The following is a 19,758-nucleotide window of genomic DNA, read 5'->3' on the forward strand; positions in this document are numbered from 1 at the left end:
ACCCAGGTGAATCTGCGCGGTGCAGCAGGCTAAAAATACACGCCGTGACCCGGTGCCTGCAGCTCGAGATGGCTCGCGACCGTCGCGCCGATGTCCGCAAATCCGGCGCGCTTGCCGATCGGAGAAGTTAACCGCGCGCTCCACGCCAAAACCGGCACTTGTTCCCGCGTGTGATCGGTACCGCTCCAGGTCGGATCGCAACCATGATCAGCCGTGATGATCAGGAGATCATCCTCGCGCAGGCGGTTCAAAAGATCCGGAACTCGCGCATCGAAGGCTTCGAGCGCCGCTGCATAGCCTGCCACATCTCGGCGATGGCCGTACAGCGTGTCGAAATCGATGAAATTGGCGAACAACATCCCGCCCTCCGCGAGAGAGGCCAGCCCATCATACGTGGCATCGAACAGCGCTTGGTTGCCATCGCCGCGCAGGTTCCTCCCGGTGCCGCGATGGGCGAAGATGTCGTCGATCTTGCCGATCGTTACGATGTCACGGCCTGCGCTCTCGGCAAGATCGAGGATCGTTCGCTCCGGCGGGGGGACGGAGAAGTCCTTCCTGTGCGCTGTTCGCTTGAAGTCACCTACCGACGTGCCGATGAAGGGGCGTGCGATGACGCGCCCGATGTTGAGGGGGTCGACCAGTCGGCGTGCAACACGGCAGACCTCATAGAGGCGTTCGAGACCGAACGTCTCCTCGTGCGCTGCGATCTGAAACACGCTGTCGGCCGATGTATAGCAGATCGGTTCGCCCGTTCTGATGTGACGCTCGCCGAATTCGGCGATGATCTCCGTGCCGGAGGCGTGACAGTTCCCGAGGATGCCGGGCACTCGAGCCTGTTCGCACAGGCTCTCCGTCAGGTCGCGCGCGAAGCATGGCTTGGTTCTTGGAAAATAGCCCCAGTCGAATGGCACCGGCACGCCGGCGATCTCCCAATGGCCCGAGGGCGTGTCCTTGCCTTTGGAGATCTCGCTCGCGCAGCCAAATCGCGCATGCTCAGTTGGGCCATCGAGCCCCGGCGGCACGCGCCCGGTGGCGAGACGGCAAGCCTGGCCAAGGCCGAGCGCAACCAGATTGGGAAGCTGAAGCGGCCCCTCCCGGTGCGGTCCGTCGGCATTGCCGGCCATGCACATCTCGGCAATGTGGCCGACGGTATCGGCACCCTCGTCGCCGTAATTGATGGCATCGGGCGCGGCGCCGATCCCGACGGAGTCCATCACCAGGATCACGGCACGCATGTCGGCTCCGAGATGGCCGGGCGCGAAGACGCTGCGGACGGCGCGAGCCCGGTTTTCGCGCAATAGCGTTCGACCATCTGCGCGCAGAACTCGGCGAACTCGTTCACGTCGAGCGGCGGGCTGGTGTGATGAGGCTCGATACCCCGATGTTCCGGGGTGAAGCAGAAGGTCACCGTGACCTGAAACTCGGCCAGCGCGTCCATCTGCCGATCGAACCAGTCGAGCGCATTGGGACGGAAGCTGTCGGCCCAGGACAGGCCAGTCCTGAGATGCTGCACGCCCAGCCGGCGCATCCAGCGCACGGCGTCGTCGAGGCGGTGGTCCTCGAAGTGAAACCACTGGCACAGGCCCATCGCAGGTGCATATTGGGCGAACAGGTCCGCCGAGGCTTTCGGCGTTCCGTCCTCGCGTAGCAGGCCCATGTGAAAATGCCTGTAGTAGGATGAACCTTCAGCTTCCTTGTGCCGGGTCGTGGCCTCCCAACTCGAAGGCAGATCGTAGAGGCTGTACCAGTGAATGCGCGGAGCGCGGCCGATCAACAACTCCGCCGTTCGGGTCAGGCCCCAAGCCTGCACCTCCTCGGCGCCGAAAGACGAGACTCCCACCTCCGTGACCCAAACAGGCAGCGGGGTGACGGCCTTGATCTCGTCGATCTTGGCCGGCCATTCCGCGATCTGCCACAGGTTCCAGTCCAGCGGAAAGCCGTGCACGGCCACGACATCGACATGATCGAGTACGCCGCGCGCCTGCATGTTGCGCAGGAAGGACGGATCGATCGGCGATATGCCGCCAAGCACACGTGGGAGTGTGGGATGCGCGCTGCGGATCGCCTTTCCGGCAGCGAGCGACAGGCTCGCGAACATGGTCCAATCCGGATCGATCAGGATGTCCCAGTGCGACTTGTTGTTGGGCTCGTTCCAGATCTTGGCGGCTTCGATCATCGGCCAGTCTCCCGCGACGGATAAACCGGACCTTCCGCCTGCGGCCTTGTCACCCGTTTGCAGAGATAGACTTCCTCTTCCGGATGCGCCGCGATCGCAAAGCCGGCGCTGCGCAGCATGGCTTCGGCGCAGGCGCGGTTCGGCACCCACCAATTGGTGGGGTCGTCGGCATATTTGTTCTCGATGAAGTGCAGCTTTGGATAGCCCGGGGAATCGAACTGATCGGTGGTCCAGAAGTCATAGTTCTTGTCGAGGGAATCCACGCGGCTGTCGCCGCGCTGCATCGACTGGAACAGCAGGAGATCGTCAGCCACGTGCTCGTGGATCAGGTCGAGTGCCAGCAGAGGGTGCCGCAGGTGGTAGAGCACGCCCATGAAGATCACGAGATCGAATTTTTCGCGCAGCTGGCCGACATCATAGGCTGACATCTTGCGGAATTCGATCCTGAGCCCGTTCACCTCGGCCGCGAAGCGGGCTTGCGCGAGATATTCGTCGTCGGTGTCCAGGCCGAGGACGCGCTCGGCGCCGCGCCGCTTCATCTCCATGGCGTAGAAACCGGCATTGCAGCCGATATCGAGCACGGTCTTGCCTTCGAGGCGGTCCGGAATGATCCCGGAAAAGCGGCGCCATTTCACGTTGGGATAGTCGCCGAGAAAGTGTGAAGGCGCTGTCGGCACGCCGTTCAGGTCCAGATTGTGAAACCATGGCCCGAGCGCATCGACGCGCTGGCGGATTTCCTCGCGGGAGAGGGCGCCTCTGCTCATGCGGTCACTCCATTGTTCATTGCGGAGGCAGGGCGGATTGCCTCCGGCGAACCGCCGGCCAGCAGTCGAGAGCGTCCGTTCCCGGCGGAGCTTTCCGCGAGCAACGCCATTGCCGTCCGGTAGCCATCGATGGTGCCGACGTCGACATAGGATTCGCCGGCCTTGACGCCGAGACCCTGGCCGCCGCCCGCGATGTAGGCATTGACGAGCGTCCCGAAATATTCATCGCGGCGGTCGCGCTTCGTCCACAACGACTGAAGCTCGCGAAATCCGTGGCCGGACATCTTGAAGGCGCCCCATATCCATTTCGACACCGCATCCGGCTGCTTGACCTGGATCTCCGTGACGCGATCGCCGTCGAGCACGACGGCATCGAAGAACTCGGGATGTTCGACCGGAAACAGCAGAAACGACAGGTCGGCGGCCGGCAACGTCTGCAAGGCCGCCTTTGGGAACCATACGGTATCCGGAAGTCCGACCAGGACGTCTTCGTCGTGGCCAACGACCGTGCCCGCCCTGAACACGGCATCGCACAGCCCCGACGCATCGGGCTGCACGACATAGGCGAGCTGGGCGCTGCCATAATGATCGCCGAAATATTCGAGGATGTCCGATTTGCCGGGGGAGATCACGAAGCAGATCTTGTCGGCGCCCCCAAGGATCAGCCGCTCCAGCAGATATTCGGAGACGGCGCACGGACGGTCGATGCCGTCGTCCCGTTGGCTTCCGACCGGAAGCAACTCCTTGGAGAAGGCGAGCGGCTGGATGCGGCTGCCGCGGCCCGCGGCCGGAACGATGCCCCACATGATCAGGCCTCCTCGGGTTGCTGTCGGCGCGCGCCGAGCGATGCCGTCTGCTCGAGCAGCCAAATCAGTTCGGCTGCGCGCTTGTCGGATGTGTGCTGATCCATGGTCCGTTCATAGGCGCGCCCGGCAATGTGCTGAAGCTCGGCGTCGGCCATCGTCAACGCAGCAAGCGTGTCCTTCGCATCGCATGCGATCAGGATCTCCTGCCCAGGTACAAAGAATTCATCGAGTCCCGGCCAGTCGTCGCTGAGCAGCGGGGCCTTGCAGGCAGCGGCTTCGAACAGGCGGCCGGAGGGGCACCAGCCCATCTCGGCCATGGCGCGGCGCGTGACGTTGAGTGTCAGCCGGGATGACGCAAAGAACGCCGCGTGCTCCGACGGCGGCAAGTGCTGCACGAAGTAGATGTTTGGCGACCAGGGAAAATCTTCCGGATATTGTGCACCTCCAATCAGGAAGCGCAGATCCTGCCTGTTACGTGCGGGTTCGACGAACAGAGCCTCGAGTGCGCGCTGGCGATCCTGCGAATATGTGCCGAGATAGGACAGATCCGCACGGTAATGCGGCTGCGACGGCACCGGCCGATGGATGTCCGTATCGACGTGTCCGTAGAGCGGGCGGACGTTGCAGGCGCCGAGCCTGTCGCGAAATTCGTTGCAGATGCGGGAGCCGCCGGTGAAGCTCAGGACCAGGGCGAAATCCCGCAGGCCGCGCGGCCCGATATAGGGAACGGCCTCGCCGGCCATCAGCTTCGTCAGCGTGACCGGCGTGTCGAGGTCATAGAACACGGGCACCGCACGACCCTCGGACAGGACAAGCTCTGTCGCGGCGATCGCGTCGGGACAATAGGACGTTATGATCGCGACATCTGCATCACGGATTTCGCTCCGCGCCAAAGGCAGCACATCGTCCCAGTTCGAGAACAGTCGCAATTGCCCGCCGGGCAGTTCGTGCAAATCCCGCGCGCCCGCGTAGTAGGGCACGTCGCGCTCGAAAAAGACGACGCTGTGGCCGGCTCGCGCGAGATGCTTGCAAAGCCCTCGCCACAGGGTGGCGTGACCGTTGCCCCAGGACGAGGAAATTGTCAGGCCGAAAATGACGATCTTCACGCTGGCACCCGCTGATTGATCCCGGTGATCTTGAGTCCGCGATTGTCCACGCTGAGGGTGCTGACGCTGCCGGGGTCGATCTCGATCGAGAGGAAGTCGTCGAGCTCTTTCCGGGAATAGTGCAGCAGCGCCGCGCGGATCGGTTCGGCATGGCTGACGGCGACGACGACGGTGCCGCTACCATGATCGTTGCGCAGCTGCTCCAGATGGGCGACGACGCGCTTCTGAAGCGACTGCATGCTTTCGCCCCCCGGCGGGCGGTTCGTTCCGCGTTGTTCGTTCCAGCGCGACCAGCGGGGATCCCGGGCGAGCGCCTCGAACGACAGTCCGGTCCATTCGCCGTAGTCGAGCTCGTCGAGTGCCGGCACGATCTCGACCGGCAAGCCGAAGCGCGCCGCCAGGATGCAGGCCGACTGCATGCAGCGCCGCTGCGGGCTCGACTGAACCATGCTCGGCGGGGGCGTGAAAGTATCGGCGCATCGCGCGATTTCCTCGCAGCCGAGATCATCGAGCTCTACGCCCTTCATCCGGCCACAGAGCGTGCGGCCGAGCAGGGCATGATGCCCGTGGCGGATCAGATGAATGATCTTCGCCATCAGGTATACGCCTTGTCGTCGATGAAGGCGCGCGTTCGCCGTCCGGCCTCTTCGTCCGTGAACTGCTGAGGCGGCGACTTCATGAAATAGCTCGAGGGGCCCGTCAGCGCGCCGGCCTGCCCGCGGTCCATGGCGAGCTTGGCGCAGCGGACCGCGTCGATCACGACACCCGCCGAGTTCGGGGAGTCCCAGACTTCGAGCTTGACTTCCGCGCTCAAGGGAACACCGCCGAACGTGGTGCCCTCCAGGCGGATAAAGGCCAGCTTGCGGTCGGTCAGCCACGGCACATGGTCGCTCGGGCCGACATGGATATTATCGGCATCCATGGGCACGTCGAACTGGCTGGTTACGGCTTGGGTTTTGGAGATCTTCTTTGATGTCAGCCGCTCGCGCTCGAGCATGTTCTTGAAATCGGTGTTGCCGCCGATGTTGAGCTGGTAGGTTCTGTCCAGCCGTACGCCGCGTTCACGGAAGAGATTGGCGAGCACACGGTGCAGAATGGTGGCGCCGACCTGGCTCTTGATGTCGTCGCCGACGATCGGCAGGCCTGCATCCTCGAAACGCCGCCGCCAGTCGGGATTCGAGGCAATGAAGACGGGGATGCAATTGACGTAGCCGCAGCCGGCCTCGATCGCGCGCGCGGCGTAAAATTCGCTCGCACGCTGCGAGCCGACGGGAAGATAGGACACAAGCACGTCCGTGCGCGAGGTCGCGAGCACTTCGGAGACGTCGGCTTCCGGGACATCCGCAATCGGGACGTCGTCCTTTAGATAATGGCCGACACCGTCCATGACGGGGCCGCGTTGGACCATGACGCCGGTGGGGGCGACGTCGGAGAAGCGGTGCGTGTTGTTCGGCGCTGCGAAGATCGCCTCGGCCACGTCGCGTCCGACCTTGCCGGCATGGACGTCGAAGGCCGACGCGACCTGAATGTCGCTGATGTGGTAGCCGCCGAGATCGGCGTTCATCAGCCCAGGCACCGGTTCATTCGATTTGGCGTCCCGGTAATAGGAGAGCCCTTGAACGAAGGAGCTCGCACAATTGCCGACACCGACGATGCCGACGCGCACGCGCCGCCTGTCCTGAAGACGAGAATGCATGGCTAGAGGCCCTCCGGAAGACGTGCAGCGTTAAGGCATGCAGTGTTGAAGAGATGCAGTGTTGACGTAAGTACGTCGGCGAACGTGGGGAACGTATGTTCGTTCCTGAACTCACTGCACTATGTCCGCCTCACGTCGGATTCCGGCCGAAAAAATCTCGCGCGCTTAACCTGGGATAGAATCCCGGGCGGGTTGGTGGGAACGAAAAGCTTCCATGATGAAGATGAAGAAGATGATGTTTTGAGAGAGTCCGGCCTACGAAAGAACAAATGCTCGCGCCCGGCGTTCACGGCGAAACAGTCCGACGCGAGGGCCGATCCGTCGCTCGCTCCTTGTCAGCAATCGAGGTGTCACATGTCATCCAAATCACAAACCAGCGAAGCCCAGCAGACCACCAGCCATGATGTGATCCGGAAATGGGCGGAGGAGCGCGGCGGAAAGCCTGCAACGGTCAAGGCCACGGAGGAGGACGGACACGCCGGTATCCTGCGCATCGATTTCGATCCGCCCGACGAAGGTCTCGATCGGATCAGCTGGGACGAATTCTTCGCCAAGTTCGACGAGGCCGGCATTGCCTTCCTCCATCAGGACCAGACCAAGGATGGGAAGCCGAGCCGCTTTCACAAATTCGTACGGCGCTAGTTGGATCACCACGTGTCGGGCAGCTGGACCGAGGCGATGCGGGCAGGCGACTTCGAACGCGCCTGGGCAATCAATGACCGCGATCTGGCAATGCTTGCGTATCCACCCAAGCACACCGGGCCGCGTCACCTGCAGCGGATCTGGCGTGGTGAGGAACTGAGGGGCAAGGATGTGCTGGTCCGCTGCTACCACGGGCTCGGCGACACTATCCAGTTCCTGCGCTTCATGCGGCCGCTTCGTGACGTCGCGCGCCGCGTCACGGTCTGGTGCCAGGGCGAGCTTCTGCCGCTGGTCGAGCGAGCGGCTGGCGTCGATCGGGCCTTCGCGCTCCATGATGGTGCACCTGAGGTCGACTTCGAGGTCGATATCGAGATTATGGAGGTGCCGCATGCCATAAGGGCGAGGCGAGAGCAGGTCGAGATGCGCGCACCTTACCTGTCGTTGCCGACCAAGGTCGAACCAGCGCTCCCGCAAGACCGAGGTCTCGAACTCAGGGGCCTTGCCGTGGGCCTGGTTTGGGAAGTCGGCAATTGGGACAAGCGGAGGACCGTTCCGCCGTCCCTGTTGGGACATCTTGCCGTTCCCGGCGTGACGCTCTGCTCACTGCAACGCGGGGCCCGAACGTGCGAACTGGCCGAGATCGGCGCGAGGGACGTCAGCACGCCTGACGTTACGGTTCTCGGTCATCTCCTCCAGCGGCTCGATCTCGTCATTTGCGTCGACACTATGGTGGCCCATCTCGCGGGAGCACTCGGCTGTGAGGCGTGGGTCTTATTGCATGCGGATTGCGACTGGCGCTGGCCGGCATCCGAGGCCCATTCCCTTTGGTATCCGAGCCTGCGGCTGTTTCATCAGAGGACACCAGGCAACTGGGATAGCGTCCTTGAAGAGGTGCGGGAGGCCCTGATTGCACGCTCCGCAAGTTTCCAAGGTGTCGTCCGAAAGGAGCTCAAGCGAGCGCAAGGTCCGCCGTAAGTGGCCTGAGACGCGAGGACGACGCATCGTCGCGGCTGGACGAAATGCTCAGGTAAGTCGGATCGAATCTTGCGAGCCGCACGAGTCCCTGCCAGTCCGTGATCGTTACCGTCTTGCCCTGCCATTGCAGGAGATTGCATCGTCGCAGTTCCTGAATCGTGCGGTTGGCGTGGACCGGGGAGATGCTGCATGCTGCCGCAAGGTCCGATTGGGTGAAGGGTGACGGCAGTCTGAAATCTCTCGCCAAGCCGACGCTTTGCAGCCGGGTGGTGATCTCGCACAGCAGATGCGCCACGCGCGTCAATGCATCACGGCTACCCAGGTTCACTGTCCAGTTGCGCTGAATGGCGTGGGTGGTGAGCAGCATCAGCAGCAATGCGCGAGACATCGCGGGCGAACGCGCGGACAAATCGTGAAAGAAGCGGTGTGGCACGAGAGCGACGATGGCAGGGCCGAGCGCGATCAGGTTGCCGTCAACGCGAGGACGATAAAGCGTGTGTAGATCGGCGATGTCACCGGGAACATGGATTGACGTGATCTGCCCGTCCGCACTCTCTGCATCCTGCCACGACAGATATCCCTGAAGGAGCAGGCAGCACTGGGTGGCATCATCGCCATGCCGCAAAACGGCCTGACGCGAACCGAGATGCGCGATTGTGCTTGCCATGTCCGCGAGCAGGTGGAGATCGTCGGCCGTTACGGGAGTGAGGCTCGCCAACCGGTCGGCGAGCTTGGAGAACGCAAATCCTGCCTGCATTGGTCGCCTAATAACTCAGAACCCGTCCCCAATTTGATCGATGAGAACGACAGAGCGCATTAAACTTTGATAGTTTTACTCCATGCAGGTCATTGTTTGTCTGCCCAGCATGCGCCCAGAAGTGCGAGGGCGATCGGTCAAACGGTTCCGGAATAGTAGACGGCGCATGCGATCGTCCTCAAGGATCGGACGATTCGGGAACCGGAAGCGCGAGTCGCGCTCAGGCGAAGCATCTGTGTTTCTCGCGGCGGGATCCGCGGAGATCGCGCTAGTCATGCTCATACTGTTCCGAGAGAAACTGATTGATCGCGTCGAAGGCCTGCAACCGGTTCTTCTCCAGCAGGACCATGTGCGTGCCTTCGCCGATCTCGACCCGTCGCCGATATCGCGCGGGTTTGTGCGCACTGAAATTGGCGTGCGTGACGCGTGCCCGTGCTCCAGGTCCACGCCGAGGGCACTAGGACGTGCGTATCAGCTGGTCACATGCTCCGCTGTGCGAGATAGACAAGAGGTGCGATTCCGACCGTCCAGGGCCGGTTTGACCCGCTACGGCTCTCGCCGCGACGGCGACGCATCATTTCCTGATCGTCCCCCTATGGAGGCTCGTTCTGAAACTTGACGCTTGCGCAATCAATTGCGTTGTCAGCGTTGCCGCCATCGCGCAGGCGCCAGGCCGAATTCCCGGCTGAATGCTTCTCCGGATCCGTAACCCACTTCCTCTGCGATTTGGTCGATCGGCTTGCGTGTTTCTCGTAGGCTCACCTTGGCTGCCTGAAGCCGCCAGATGGTCAGATACCGGATTGGTGGCACCCCGATCAGGGTTGTGAAGCGGTCGACGAAGGCGCTCCGCGACATCGAGACTTCTCTCGCAAGGGACTTCCGCGGACCACGGCAGCCCGACGTTATGATGAATGGAGGCGAGCGCGCGTCCGATTTTCGGATCGGCAATCCCCTTCAGCCATCCTCCATCTTGATCGGTGTATGTCACGGAATATTGCCGCATCGCCTCTACGAACAGCAGTTCGGAAAGCCGAGACATCAGGTTTGACGAGGCGAACCTGCCGGCCGTCAGTTCGCCGGCTGCATATCGCACTGAAGCCTCGATCCAGTCGCGTGCGACCCCCTCGCGAATGTCGAGCTTCAGCACTCTTGGCAGGGCCGCGATCAACGGATTATAGGTTTCCTCGCTGCCGAGAAAACCGCACACGATTTGCGCCGGCTCACCGCCTCCGCCGTGCATAATTTTTGCCAGCCCCCCATCCGGTGACGGCTGAATGAGATGACGCGCGTTTGTCGGTACCAGACCCGCGTCGCTGGCGAGTGTATGAACATCGTTTCTGGGCAGCAGTACGATCTCGCCGGCCCGCACCTCGACTGTAGGTTCGCTGTCGACGCTGAGCAGAAATTTTCCGGCGATGACGAAGTGGTAAGCGATCAGCAGCGAGGGCTTGACCGCGAAGGTCACGCAGTCCTCAGCGACGATCTGCGTATGGACGCTCCACGGCGCGGTGAACCGCGCATCCAGAAAAATGCCGCCGGTCAGGCGAACCGATCGAAGCACTTCCGATAGCGGATCGATCATTAGGCTAATCTCAGATTTGGACGATCGGTCAACTGATCCGGCTGGGCGATCATTCACCGTGGCGGTCCCCGCGCTTATACGGGGCTCATGAATGAACTGCCAAGCAACCGATTCCTCCACGTTTCCTTGAGACGCTGTCCAGACGGTCAGGCGGACGCGGAACCGGTTGCGGAAGAATGGAAAAGCGGGACGCCACGACGGGGTTCTGGATGGCAACCAAGCAGACGGATATCCCGATCATGAGCATCGCGCAGGCTACCGCAACCGTCACGCCGTATATCGATTTCTGGAACGCTGTACTGGCTCCGAAATTCAATGCGTGGCGGCACATCCTCGCCGGCGGCCTTCACCTGCATAGCGCTAAAGTCTTCCCGTCGCTGCCGATCAGAGCCGGCGACAGGGCCCTGGATGTGGGATGTGGCTGGGGCGACACCGCAATTGAACTTGCGCGGCGCGTCGGACCGACCGGATCCGTCCTCGGCCTCGATTGCTGCAATGCCTTCCTCGACGTCGGCCGCGCAGATGCGAAGGAGGCAGGGGTGACCAATCTCAGCTTTCTCGAAGCGGATGTTCAGACCCATCCGTTCGAGCCGGTACATGATTTTTGCTTCTCTCGCTTTGGAACCCAGTTCTTCGAAAACCCAACGGCTGGCTTGAGCAACTTGCGATTTGCGCTCAAGCCGGGTGGACTGATGACGATGGTCGTCTGGCGCGAACGGGCGGACAATCCGTGGCTTACACTGTCGAAGGAGGTTCTGCTTCGCTAGCTGCCCCCCGTCAGGGAAGACGCTGCAACCTGCGGGCCCGGACCGTTTTCTATGACCGATCCCGAGGCCGTGACTCGGCAATTGATGATTGCCGGCTACGGCGGCATCAGGTTCGAACGGATCGATGCCGAAGTCTTGGTCGGGCGAGATCTTGACGAAGCGGTCGCGTTTCAGCTCGCGATCGGTCCCGCAGGGGAGGTTTATCGCGAAGCCGGTCCGAAGGCTGCTCGTTTGTTTGATACGCTGGTGGCGGCCTTGAAGGACGAGTTGAAACAATTCGTCCGCCCTGAAGGCGTGATGATGAATTCAAGCTCTTGGATGGTCACCGTGCAGAATCCGGGATCACCGCCGCGGCCCCGGGGTGACGTACCCGCGCCAGTCGCTGCTCGAAATGCTCTTCATTGTAAGCACCGCCGCAGCCGCCGCCGCTATCGGACGAATCGATGCAAAAAAAATGAACTCTCTGGGAGAAGATTGATGGCAGGTCTAGTTGCGGTCCTCTACGGCACTGCCGCTTACGGTGTCACGCTCGTCGCCTTGCTCTATCTCACTGGCTTCACCGGGAACCTGCTCCTCCAAAGTCTATCGATTCCGGGGCCATTGGTCCGGTTCTGGCAAGCATTGTTATCGATGTGCTGCTAATCGGAGTGTTCGCGATCCAGCACAGCGTGATGGCGCGTCAGGGCTTCAAGCGCTGGTGGACGCGAATCGTGCCGGCTTCGGTCGAGCGCAGCACCTACGTGCTGTTCGCCAGCTTTGCACTGCTGTTGCTGTACTGGCAGTGGCAGCCGATCCCCACGCCGGTCTGGACCGTGAACCACCCGGTCGCGGCGGGGGCGATCGACGCCGTCTTCTGGCTGGGTTGGGTCGTGCTGGTGGTCAGCACGTTTCTTCTCAATCATTTCGAGTTGTTCGGCCTCAGCCAGGTGTTCATGCACCTGTTCGGTAAACAACCGCCCGAAGCCAAATTCCGCACGCCGTTGCTCTACCGGTATGTCCGCCATCCGATCTATCTCGGCATCCTGCTCGCAGTCTGGGCCACGCCTGCGATGACGGTCGGTCATCTGGTCTATTCGCTTGGCATCACAGCCTACATCCTGATCGGCATTCAGTTGGAAGAGCACGATCTGATCCAGCAGTTCGGCAACCGGTATCGCCGCTACCGCCGTCACGCGGCCATGCTCGTCCCGCTTTCATGCCGAAGCTTCGCCGCGTCCCAGGACGCCGACATCTGACCCGAGACGCTCGTCAAGACAGGCCAATCAGTCCGCAAGCAGGGGTGGATTCAAGCGGCGCGGCGTCCGGTCGCAGCCGTATCGACACGGCCAGGGCGGCGTGCGCATCGCGTTCTGATCAACTCATTTCAACCTGCGGCGTCCGGCCAAGAGGATCACCGACCGCATGACCATCCTCCATTTGAAGGATGGCCGATATTCCCTGCGGCTCCGGTGGGACACGATCAAAATGATTTGAGCGCGATACCGGCTCGCTATCAGCGGAAAAGCTTAAAGTTGTCTCACAGCTATCCTCACACCGGGGGCGCGTCTTCGAATGAACAGGGTTTCACATCCGCGGTCGGTTTCGGAATCGTCGAAAGACAATTCAGATGATCAGCAGCAACTGAGCGACCTGATCAGCGTCATCTACGATGCCGCCATCGATCCCTCTCGTTGGGAAGACGCCATCGTCAGCATCGTGCAATTCGTTGGCGGCGCAGCAGGCGGGCTGTTCTGCAAGGACGTCGGTGTCCAGCACGCCACGGTGCCCCATCGCTTTGGATTTGACGTGCCGTTGCGGGTCGAACTCTTTCGGCAGATTTATTCCTCCGCGGAGGGGCACTTTCTCGGTGACCTCGAGCAGCCGATCGCGACGACCGATTTGATGTCTTTCGCAGCACTCACCCAGAGTGAACTATACCGGCAGTGGGCCGAGCCCCAGGGGCTTGTCGATTTTGTCAGCGCGGTTGTCGACAGGACCACGGTCAGCACAGCTATTTTCGGGGTCTTCCGCCACCGGCGAAATGGGCTCGTCGACGAGCACGCGCGCCGGCAAATGAGGCTGATCGCGCCGCATATCAGGCGTGCCGTCGTGATCGGCAAGATGTTCGAGTTCAAGGCCGCTGAACTCGCGACGTTCGTTGACACGCTGGACGGGCTCGGTGCTGGCATGTATCTCGTCGATCCCGGTGGACGTCTCATTCACGCCAATACGGCCGGCAATGCCATTCTCGACGCTCGTGATATTCTGAGTTCCGTGGGCGGGCGGCTGGTCGCCAGCGATCCTCAGGTCGACCGCACCCTGCGAGATGTCTTCGCCACCGCGGGGCAGGGCGATGCCGCACTTGGTATAAGGGGCATCGCGTTGCCGCTGACCGGCAGGGAGGGCGACCGCTATGTGGCCCATGCATTGCCCCTCACGTCAGGCGCGCGTCGGCGTGCTGGTATTGTTTACACCGCCACGGCGGCCTTGTTCGTTCGCAAGGCGTCGCTGGCGGTTGCTTCTATTCCCGGAGCCATCGGCAGCGCGTTCAAGCTGACGCCGACCGAACTCCGCGTGTTGCTGGCCATCGTCGAGGTCGGTGGCGTTCCTGAGGTCGCTATGGCGTTCGGGGTCGCCGATAGCACGGTTAGGACGCATGTCAGCCGGTTGTTTGAAAAAACAGGCACCGCGCGCCAGGCGGATCTCGTCAAGCTGGTTGCAGGCTATACGACGCCCCTGGCGGGATAGGAGAGAGGGCGCTCATTGCAGCACCCAGAAGCAGCAAATATTTGCGCGCTCCTCCCACATTCGCAGGACGACACCCAAGCAGTGGTTGTTCAGGATGGCATGCGTCCGGCCAGCATGCAGTGGGTAGGTGATCAGGCGTCCCTGCCTCGCCGCATCTGGACAGGACTTGGGAGCGCAGCATGTCCATTGAAGTCGAGGGCACGGTTTCTGCGGCGGGGCACGGACGTCAAGCAGGGGCGGCGGCGCGCAGAATAGTGATTTGTGCCCTGGCGGCGACAGGAATCCTTGCGACCAACATCTTCTTGCCTTCGCTGCCGGTCATCGCGGACGATTTGCATGTATCCAGCGCGGCGGTCACGTCGGCCTTCACGATCTTTCTGGCGATTTTCGCCATAGGGCAATTGATTGCCGGCCCGCTGTCGGACCGGTTCGGGCGACGCATGCCGATTCTGATAGGGCTCGGAATTTTCATCGCCGGTACGATCTGGTGCGCTTTCGCGCGCGATCTATCGAGCCTGCTGATCGGCCGATCAATGCAGGCTTGCGGCGCATGTGCGGCTTCGGTGCTTTCACGTGCGATCGCCCGGGATCTGTTCGATGGCCAGGCACTTGCAAAGGTCATGGCCTCGATCACCATGGCAACCGCGGCCGCCCCAGGCTTTTCACCGCTGCTGGGGAGTGCGCTCGATCTATTCTTTGGCTGGCGCTCGGAATTTGCCTTTGTCGCGGCCTTCGCGCTCTGCACGGCTTTGGCCTATGCGACCTTCGTCGGCGAAACCAATGACGGCGCGCGTCGTTCTCTGAATCCGCTCAAAATTGCCGGCTTCTATCTGGAGCTTGTTCGGGATCGCCGGTTCGTTGCGCCTGCTAGAACCGCTGGACTGGTGATGGCCGGTCTTTTCGCGATTTTCTCCAGCGCGCCGCGGGTGCTGCTCGAATCGTTTGGATTCTTGCCAATCAAACTTGGTGAGCTATTTGCGGGCGTGGTCTTCCTGGTGTTTGCGGCCGGCATGCTGGCGCCTAGGCTATCGGCGCGGGTTGGTTCCTGCCGTGCGACGTCGGTCGGCTTGGGACTAACCGTCCTCGGAGGCGCCGGGCTGCTTTGCGCGGTGCTGCTCGCGAACGGCGCGCTGCTGCCATTTCTGTTAGCGGCTTCCGTCTTTCTGTTCGGCGTGGGAATAGTGAGCCCGCTGTCGAGCGCGGCAGCGCTGTCGCCGTTTGGCAGCAAGGCCGGTATCGCCGCAGCCCTGTTCGGATTCTCGCAAATGGCGGGCGCTGCATGCGGTGCCTCTCTCGCGGCGATTGTCGCCAGCGATCCGGCCGTCGGGCTAGGAATCGTGCTGACAGTAACGTCGCTCGTGGCGGTTATCCTTCACGAGCGGCGCTAATCTGAGGTGGATCTTGCCGAGAACACAATGGGTTTGGTGTGAGGTTCTTTGCGGCGCCCTGGCATGCCACTATTGTCGAGCGGCGATGGCCGTGATCTCGAGTTTGACGCCGGGACCGAGATCCGCCACGCCGATTGCGGCGCGCGCCGGCAGATGAGCCTCTGCAAAATGCGCCTTCCAGGCCGCGTTGAAGTCTGCCTTCTCCTTGAGGCTCGTCATGTAGATGGTCACCTGCAAGACGTTGCTCAGATCGGATCCGAGGGTCTTGAGCAGCTGCGCCAACTGCCCGAGGACGTCATTTGCCTGGCCCGACATGTCGAGGCTCGTGTCCTCTGGGACGATTCCACCGATGTAGAGCACGCCATGATGCTCGACCACTTCGTGGAGCAGACCCTCGTAGGGCAAGACGCGCTTGATCATGATGGGACCGATGTTGTGTGTGACGGGCGGCATATCGCACATTTCAATGTCAGTGTCGTCGCAAAGAGATCTCGCGCCAAGTCTCACCGAAAGACGGACCGCGCGGCTCTGAATGCAACCGACTAAAGCGTTGAAAATAAAGCAAAATTGGACGAAAAATCGCCGCCGGGTCGTTCCTGCGAACGTTCGCCAATCTGTCCTTGCACGAGCGCCCGGCATTTTCGCCGGCCCTGACCCGACGACATCGAAGCGCGGATCGCTATACTGCGACGCGGATGACATCGGTGCGGCCGGGACAGTGCCGCGACCGGAACAAGGAATGCGACGATGGACGATACGATTGGCTTCCCCGACCCCGGCCTCGACCTGTCCGACGGCTTCAAGCCGCACACCTCGCATTGGGGCGTGTTCTCGGCACGTCAAGGCGAGGCCGGGCTCGAGGTCAGGGCCTATGCGGGCGATCCCGATCCGAACCGCATCATCGACAATTTTCCCGGCGCGCTACGCCATCAGGCGCGCATCACCCAGCCGGCGATCCGCCGCGGCTGGCTCGAACGCGGTCCGGGTCCGGACGATCGCCGCGGCCGCGATGAATTCGTATCCGTCAGCTGGGAAAAGGCGCTCGATCTGCTCGGCGACGAGCTGGCACGCATCCGTGATACGCGCGGCCCCGGCGCGGTGTTCGGCGGCTCCTATGGCTGGTCGAGCGCGGGCCGCTTCCACCACGCCCAGAGCCAGGTGCATCGCTTCCTCAACATCGCCTTGGGCGGCTATGTGCGCTCGGTGAACTCCTATTCCTCCGGCGCGTCCTCGGTGCTGCTGCCGCAGATCCTCTGCGGCTACGAGGATATCACCAAGCGCAATGTCACCTGGGAGCAGATCGCGGCTGATACCGACATCGTGCTGGCGTTCGGCGGCATGGCGCTGAAGAACTCGATGGTCGCAGGCGGCTCGATCAGCAAGCATGTCGAGCGCGGCGCGATGGAAGCTGCGCGCCGCCGCGGCTGCGCGTTCATCCTGGTCAGCCCGTTGCGCGAAGACCTGCCCGTCGAGGCCGGCGCCGAGTGGATGACCTGCGTGCCCGGGACCGACACCGCGCTGATGCTCGGCATCGTTCATACGCTGATCGCGGAGAACCTGCACGACCAGGCCTTCCTCGATCGCTACACCGAGGGCTGGCCGGTCTTCCTGCGCTATCTCACCGGCGAGAGCGACGGCCAACCCAAGCACGCCGAATGGGCCGCCGCGGTCTGCGGCGTCGACACCGACACAATCCGCAAGCTGGCGCGCCGGCTCGCCGGCAAGCGCGCGCTCATCACCGTCTCTCATTCGCTCCAGCGCGCCGAGCATGGCGAGCAGCCGGTGTGGATGGGCATGGTGCTGGCGGCAGCGCTCGGCCAGATCGGCCTCTCCGGCGGCGGCTACGCCTATTCGTTGGGGGCAATCGGCTATTACGGTCGCCGCGTCAACGACGTGCCGGGGCCGACATTAGGGCAGGGCCGCAACGCTGTCCGCGATTTCATTCCGGTGGCGCGCATCGCCGACATGCTGCTCAATCCCGGCAGCGCCTATCGCTACAACGGCGAGACGCGCACCTATCCGGATATCCGCCTTGTCTACTGGGCCGGCGGCAATCCCTTCCATCACCACCAGGACATCAACCGCCTGCGCAAGGCGTTTGCGAAAGTCGACACGCTGGTCGTGCACGAGCTCGCATGGACTGCCACGGCCCGGCATGCCGACATCGTGCTGCCCTCGACGATGACGCTCGAACGCGAAGACATCGGCTATTCCAGCAACGATCCCCTGATGGTCGCGATGCACCGGATCGCCGAGCCGTTCGGCCTTGCGCGCGACGACTACGAGATCTTCGCCGATCTTGCCGACCGTCTCGGTGCGCGCGAGCCCTTCACCGAGGGGCGGACGTCACGTCAGTGGCTGGAACATCTTTATGAGCCGACCCGCGCCTCGCTCGAAGCGCGCGGCCTGGAAGCGCCGAGCTTCGAAGAGTTCTGGCGGCGCGGCAGCCTGGTGGTGCCGCAGCAGCCCGACGACGGTGGCCGGCTGCGCCGCTTCCGCGACGATCCCGTCAATCATGCTTTGCCCACGCCGAGCGGTCGCATCGAAATATTCTCTGCCAAGATCGCAGGTCATGGTGATGCGGATTGCCCGGGCCATCCGGTCTGGCTGGAGAAGTCCGACACGCCCAAGCCGGGGGCGCCGTGCTTCCTGGTCGCCAACCAGCCCGTGACGCGTCTGCATAGCCAGCTCGATTTCGGCGGACATTCGCTTCAAAGCAAACATCGCGGCCGCGAGGTCGCGCGCATGAACCCGCAGGACGCAGACGCACGCGGGATCAAGCACGGCGACATCATCCGGCTGTTCAACGCGCGCGGCGCCTGTCTCGCCGCGGTCCACGTCACCGACGGCATCGCGCTCGGCGTGGTCCAGCTCCCGACCGGCGCCTGGTACGACCCGATGGACCCCGAAGACGACGCGCCGCTCTGCGTGCACGGCAATCCGAACGTGCTCACCCGCGACGTCGGCACGTCGTCCTTTGCGCAAGGCTGCACCGGTCAGCTCACGACAGTCGAGGTCGAGAAGTTCACCGGCAATCTGCCGCCGATCCGGGCTTTCGATCCGGTTTAAAAAAAAAGGGGCCGTCCTGTGTGGGTGCAGGGACGGCCCCGAGTGGCTCGCAGGCCCGGGAGGATGAGGGCGCGAGCGAATGCTTACGCGGCTGCGCTGATCCAGTCCCTCTCCGTAGCAGGACGACGCGGCGGGAGTGCTTGCACCTCTCGCCGTTCGCCCTTGCTGGCGAGGCGCCAGCGTGCCGGGGATTGATCGGTGATGCGCTTGAAGACAGTCGAAAAATGCGCCTGCGTGCTGAAGCCGACGGCGAGTGCGATCTCGGCCAGCGGCCGCTCGGTGGTCGCCAGCAACGTCTTGGCCTGCTCGATCCGGTGATTGAGCAGATATTCGCGGGGGCGATAACCGGTCGCGACGCGGAATTGCGCCGCAAAGTGCATTCTGGACAGGCCGGCGACATTGGCGAGCTCGGACAGGCTGATGCAGCGGTGGAAATGATCGGCGATATATTGCTCGACGCGCCGCAGCCGCCATTTCGGCAGGGCATTGACCTTGGCGCGTGGCAATTCCAGCCGCGCCAGATGCATCGCGAGGGTTTGGCCAATGCAGCGCGTGAACTCGTGGTCCGCGGCGTCGCCAAGTTCGATCAGCGCCTTGGCAAGCTCGGCCGCGAGCGGATCGCGCAACAGGACGAGATCATTCAAACCTTCAGTTCCGGAAAATTGTGCCGGAAATTGATCCGCGGAGATGTAAAAGTGCAAGAAGGCGCATGGCGACTGGAATTGTACGGCGAGGGGCTTTGACGGCGCGGTGAGATACAGTGTGCCCGCGGGCATGGTCCCGTCGAAAATGACCTGGCGATCCCGGGTCAGTTTCGCGCGCGTGGTCTTGAGGGCGATGCCGACGAAATAGCGATCCTCGGGCGTCGTCGCTTGGTGCGACGAGGTGCTCCGCGGGTCTTCCCATCGCGAGATCGCGATGTCCTCGGCCGCCGCTCCCGTGCGCGGATCGATCTGACGCCATTGACGCTCCCGAATGATCGCGTGTGTTGCCCGGGGGAACTCGCAATCCCCCGAGGTGCCCGGAAATTCAATCCAGGCATCACCTGCCTGCAAATTGGTCAACATCGTTCGTCCTCTCCGGGCGTTCTCCGCTGTTTGCAACCAGCAAACGCGCAAAGCCCACGTTTTCCATGGTGAGAGGATAGGCGTGAGCTGACCTGCAAGCTCGTTAGTGGTGATTAGGATGTGTTAGTTTTTGTGGGAGCGCATCAGGTGCGGCATCCCGTCTCAGGAAGCGTCGTTTTTGTACAGTTTATCAGACATTTGCGTATCCCCGACACGACTCAGGAGAGCACCGGTCA

Annotated in this window: 19 protein-coding genes; 8 read left to right on the forward strand and 11 right to left on the reverse strand. The window is 62.5% G+C overall.

Annotated elements, in window-relative coordinates:
- Nucleotides 1–29: 29 nt before the first annotated feature.
- Genes IVB54_RS11535 through IVB54_RS11565 form a run of 7 tightly spaced genes read right to left on the reverse strand, consistent with a single transcriptional unit; the run spans nt 30 to nt 6,548 of the window.
- Nucleotides 30–1,235 carry a phosphopentomutase gene (locus IVB54_RS11535; protein ID WP_204511965.1) on the reverse strand — a complete coding sequence of 402 codons (1,206 nt, stop codon included), beginning with the start codon at nt 1,233–1,235 and terminating at the stop codon, nt 30–32.
- Complete coding sequence (locus tag IVB54_RS11540; protein WP_018460369.1) at nt 1,223–2,176, reverse strand: beta-xylosidase; 954 nt, start codon at nt 2,174–2,176, stop codon at nt 1,223–1,225. The genes IVB54_RS11535 and IVB54_RS11540 overlap by 13 nt, the downstream gene beginning before the upstream one ends.
- Nucleotides 2,173–2,940: a TIGR04290 family methyltransferase gene (locus tag IVB54_RS11545; RefSeq protein ID WP_018460368.1), complete on the reverse strand. Its 768-nt coding sequence runs from the start codon at nt 2,938–2,940 to the stop codon at nt 2,173–2,175. Before IVB54_RS11545 ends, IVB54_RS11540 begins: the two co-directional genes overlap by 4 nt.
- Nucleotides 2,937–3,746, reverse strand: a complete 810-nt coding sequence (locus IVB54_RS11550) for a nucleotidyltransferase family protein (RefSeq protein WP_018460367.1) — start codon at nt 3,744–3,746, stop codon at nt 2,937–2,939. Before IVB54_RS11550 ends, IVB54_RS11545 begins: the two co-directional genes overlap by 4 nt.
- A 2-nt stretch (nt 3,747–3,748) precedes the next feature.
- Complete coding sequence (locus IVB54_RS11555) at nt 3,749–4,852, reverse strand: glycosyltransferase (protein ID WP_018460366.1); 1,104 nt, start codon at nt 4,850–4,852, stop codon at nt 3,749–3,751.
- A complete protein-coding gene (locus tag IVB54_RS11560) occupies nt 4,849–5,448 on the reverse strand; it encodes a histidine phosphatase family protein (RefSeq protein ID WP_247777220.1) in 600 nt (199 codons plus the stop codon). Before IVB54_RS11560 ends, IVB54_RS11555 begins: the two co-directional genes overlap by 4 nt.
- The gene (locus IVB54_RS11565; protein ID WP_026234013.1) at nt 5,448–6,548 is read right to left on the reverse strand and encodes an inositol-3-phosphate synthase; all 1,101 of its coding nucleotides are present in this window, start codon (nt 6,546–6,548) and stop codon (nt 5,448–5,450) included. The genes IVB54_RS11560 and IVB54_RS11565 overlap by 1 nt, the downstream gene beginning before the upstream one ends.
- Before the next feature lie 354 nt (nt 6,549–6,902).
- Between IVB54_RS11565 and IVB54_RS11570 the strand changes: the two genes are divergently transcribed.
- Both IVB54_RS11570 and IVB54_RS11575 read left to right on the forward strand, forming a co-directional pair.
- The gene (locus tag IVB54_RS11570) at nt 6,903–7,190 is read left to right on the forward strand and encodes a hypothetical protein (protein WP_018460363.1); all 288 of its coding nucleotides are present in this window, start codon (nt 6,903–6,905) and stop codon (nt 7,188–7,190) included.
- A gap of 12 nt (nt 7,191–7,202) precedes the next feature.
- Nucleotides 7,203–8,165: a hypothetical protein gene (locus tag IVB54_RS11575; protein WP_245288576.1), complete on the forward strand. Its 963-nt coding sequence runs from the start codon at nt 7,203–7,205 to the stop codon at nt 8,163–8,165.
- Here the strand turns inward: IVB54_RS11575 and IVB54_RS11580 are convergent.
- Nucleotides 8,140–8,922 (reverse strand): Crp/Fnr family transcriptional regulator, encoded by a 783-nt coding sequence (locus IVB54_RS11580; RefSeq protein WP_085348983.1) that lies wholly within the window; start codon nt 8,920–8,922, stop codon nt 8,140–8,142. The two genes, IVB54_RS11575 and IVB54_RS11580, sit on opposite strands and share 26 nt — an antisense overlap.
- A 574-nt stretch (nt 8,923–9,496) precedes the next feature.
- Nucleotides 9,497–10,504, reverse strand: coding sequence for a cupin domain-containing protein (locus IVB54_RS11585; protein WP_198293418.1), 1,008 nt, complete (start codon nt 10,502–10,504; stop codon nt 9,497–9,499).
- Nucleotides 10,505–10,713: 209 nt separating this feature from the next.
- Here IVB54_RS11585 and IVB54_RS11590 point away from each other — a divergent pair, with 209 nt between their 5' ends.
- The 5 genes from IVB54_RS11590 to IVB54_RS11610 all read left to right on the forward strand — a co-directional run bounded on the left by IVB54_RS11590 (nt 10,714) and on the right by IVB54_RS11610 (nt 15,386).
- Nucleotides 10,714–11,271 (forward strand): methyltransferase domain-containing protein, encoded by a 558-nt coding sequence (locus IVB54_RS11590; RefSeq protein ID WP_247295128.1) that lies wholly within the window; start codon nt 10,714–10,716, stop codon nt 11,269–11,271.
- A 51-nt stretch (nt 11,272–11,322) separates the two neighbouring features.
- Complete coding sequence (locus tag IVB54_RS11595; protein ID WP_247777221.1) at nt 11,323–11,913, forward strand: hypothetical protein; 591 nt, start codon at nt 11,323–11,325, stop codon at nt 11,911–11,913.
- Entirely contained in the window at nt 11,904–12,506 is a 603-nt protein-coding gene (gene mddA / locus IVB54_RS11600) for a methanethiol S-methyltransferase (protein WP_345946484.1), read from the forward strand. Before IVB54_RS11595 ends, mddA begins: the two co-directional genes overlap by 10 nt.
- A gap of 316 nt (nt 12,507–12,822) precedes the next feature.
- On the forward strand, nt 12,823–13,998 hold the full coding sequence (locus IVB54_RS11605) for a helix-turn-helix transcriptional regulator (RefSeq protein ID WP_018460355.1): 1,176 nt from the start codon (nt 12,823–12,825) through the stop codon (nt 13,996–13,998).
- Nucleotides 13,999–14,177: 179 nt separating this feature from the next.
- The gene (locus tag IVB54_RS11610; protein ID WP_026234011.1) at nt 14,178–15,386 is read left to right on the forward strand and encodes a multidrug effflux MFS transporter; all 1,209 of its coding nucleotides are present in this window, start codon (nt 14,178–14,180) and stop codon (nt 15,384–15,386) included.
- 69 nt (nt 15,387–15,455) lie between these two features.
- On the opposite strand, the gene IVB54_RS11615 is transcribed toward IVB54_RS11610, so the two are convergent.
- On the reverse strand, nt 15,456–15,848 hold the full coding sequence (locus tag IVB54_RS11615) for a RidA family protein (RefSeq protein WP_018460353.1): 393 nt from the start codon (nt 15,846–15,848) through the stop codon (nt 15,456–15,458).
- A 285-nt stretch (nt 15,849–16,133) separates the two neighbouring features.
- Here IVB54_RS11615 and IVB54_RS11620 point away from each other — a divergent pair, with 285 nt between their 5' ends.
- On the forward strand, nt 16,134–18,455 hold the full coding sequence (locus IVB54_RS11620) for a molybdopterin guanine dinucleotide-containing S/N-oxide reductase (RefSeq protein WP_018460352.1): 2,322 nt from the start codon (nt 16,134–16,136) through the stop codon (nt 18,453–18,455).
- An 83-nt stretch (nt 18,456–18,538) separates the two neighbouring features.
- Here IVB54_RS11620 and IVB54_RS11625 read toward each other — a convergent pair whose 3' ends face one another.
- On the reverse strand, nt 18,539–19,522 hold the full coding sequence (locus IVB54_RS11625) for an AraC family transcriptional regulator (RefSeq protein ID WP_018460351.1): 984 nt from the start codon (nt 19,520–19,522) through the stop codon (nt 18,539–18,541).
- Between the last annotated feature and the right edge of the window lie 236 nt (nt 19,523–19,758).

This window comes from Bradyrhizobium sp. CW1 (genome assembly GCF_023100665.1).
Taxonomy (GTDB): domain Bacteria; phylum Pseudomonadota; class Alphaproteobacteria; order Rhizobiales; family Xanthobacteraceae; genus Bradyrhizobium; species Bradyrhizobium canariense_D.

What these genes read in the sequence shown, in the direction of transcription:
- IVB54_RS11535 (WP_204511965.1), bottom strand. Translation starts at nt 1,235, where the DNA reads ATGCGTGCCGTGATCCTGGTGATGGACTCCGTCGGGATCGGCGCCGCG.
- IVB54_RS11540 (WP_018460369.1), bottom strand. Translation starts at nt 2,176, where the DNA reads ATGATCGAAGCCGCCAAGATCTGGAACGAGCCCAACAACAAGTCGCAC.
- IVB54_RS11545 (WP_018460368.1), bottom strand. Translation starts at nt 2,940, where the DNA reads ATGAGCAGAGGCGCCCTCTCCCGCGAGGAAATCCGCCAGCGCGTCGAT.
- IVB54_RS11550 (WP_018460367.1), bottom strand. Translation starts at nt 3,746, where the DNA reads ATGTGGGGCATCGTTCCGGCCGCGGGCCGCGGCAGCCGCATCCAGCCG.
- IVB54_RS11560 (WP_247777220.1), bottom strand. Translation starts at nt 5,448, where the DNA reads ATGGCGAAGATCATTCATCTGATCCGCCACGGGCATCATGCCCTGCTC.
- IVB54_RS11565 (WP_026234013.1), bottom strand. Translation starts at nt 6,548, where the DNA reads ATGCATTCTCGTCTTCAGGACAGGCGGCGCGTGCGCGTCGGCATCGTC.
- IVB54_RS11570 (WP_018460363.1), top strand. Translation starts at nt 6,903, where the DNA reads ATGTCATCCAAATCACAAACCAGCGAAGCCCAGCAGACCACCAGCCAT.
- IVB54_RS11580 (WP_085348983.1), bottom strand. Translation starts at nt 8,922, where the DNA reads ATGCAGGCAGGATTTGCGTTCTCCAAGCTCGCCGACCGGTTGGCGAGC.
- IVB54_RS11585 (WP_198293418.1), bottom strand. Translation starts at nt 10,504, where the DNA reads ATGATCGATCCGCTATCGGAAGTGCTTCGATCGGTTCGCCTGACCGGC.
- IVB54_RS11590 (WP_247295128.1), top strand. Translation starts at nt 10,714, where the DNA reads ATGGCAACCAAGCAGACGGATATCCCGATCATGAGCATCGCGCAGGCT.
- IVB54_RS11595 (WP_247777221.1), top strand. Translation starts at nt 11,323, where the DNA reads ATGACCGATCCCGAGGCCGTGACTCGGCAATTGATGATTGCCGGCTAC.
- IVB54_RS11605 (WP_018460355.1), top strand. Translation starts at nt 12,823, where the DNA reads ATGAACAGGGTTTCACATCCGCGGTCGGTTTCGGAATCGTCGAAAGAC.
- IVB54_RS11610 (WP_026234011.1), top strand. Translation starts at nt 14,178, where the DNA reads ATGTCCATTGAAGTCGAGGGCACGGTTTCTGCGGCGGGGCACGGACGT.
- IVB54_RS11615 (WP_018460353.1), bottom strand. Translation starts at nt 15,848, where the DNA reads ATGTGCGATATGCCGCCCGTCACACACAACATCGGTCCCATCATGATC.
- IVB54_RS11620 (WP_018460352.1), top strand. Translation starts at nt 16,134, where the DNA reads ATGGACGATACGATTGGCTTCCCCGACCCCGGCCTCGACCTGTCCGAC.
- IVB54_RS11625 (WP_018460351.1), bottom strand. Translation starts at nt 19,522, where the DNA reads ATGTTGACCAATTTGCAGGCAGGTGATGCCTGGATTGAATTTCCGGGC.